The 304-nt window shown below is 62.2% G+C and carries 1 protein-coding gene; it reads left to right on the top strand.

The window, feature by feature from the left end; genetic code table 11:
• On the top strand, positions 1–266 hold a 266-nt coding region (rpsH, locus tag ACLWS4_RS38410; RefSeq protein ID WP_416876629.1), incomplete at its 5' end, for a 30S ribosomal protein S8.
• Positions 267–304: the final 38 nt, after the last annotated feature.

Below are 304 nucleotides of genomic sequence, written 5' to 3'. Positions count from 1 at the left end.
CCTACAAGGTTGAGGAGCCCGTCGAGGGCGAGGTCGGCAAGAAGCTGACCATCGAGCTCAAGTTCGGCCCCAACCGAGAGCGCTCCATCGCCGGCATCAAGCGCATCAGCAAGCCGGGTCTGCGCGTTTACGCAAAGTCCACCAACCTGCCGAAGGTGCTCGGCGGCCTGGGCGTGGCGATCATCTCCTCGTCTTCGGGTCTCCTCACCGACAAGCAGGCCGCCAAGAAGGGCGTTGGCGGAGAAGTTCTCGCCTACGTCTGGTAATTCGGGAAACGGAGGTACAGCAATGTCGCGCATTGGAC

Source organism: Kitasatospora sp. SC0581, from assembly GCF_048159585.1.
Classification (GTDB): Bacteria; Actinomycetota; Actinomycetes; order Streptomycetales; family Streptomycetaceae; genus Kitasatospora.
The sequence above is the reverse complement of the archived record's forward strand: the minus strand, read 5'-3'. Positions and strand labels throughout refer to the sequence as shown.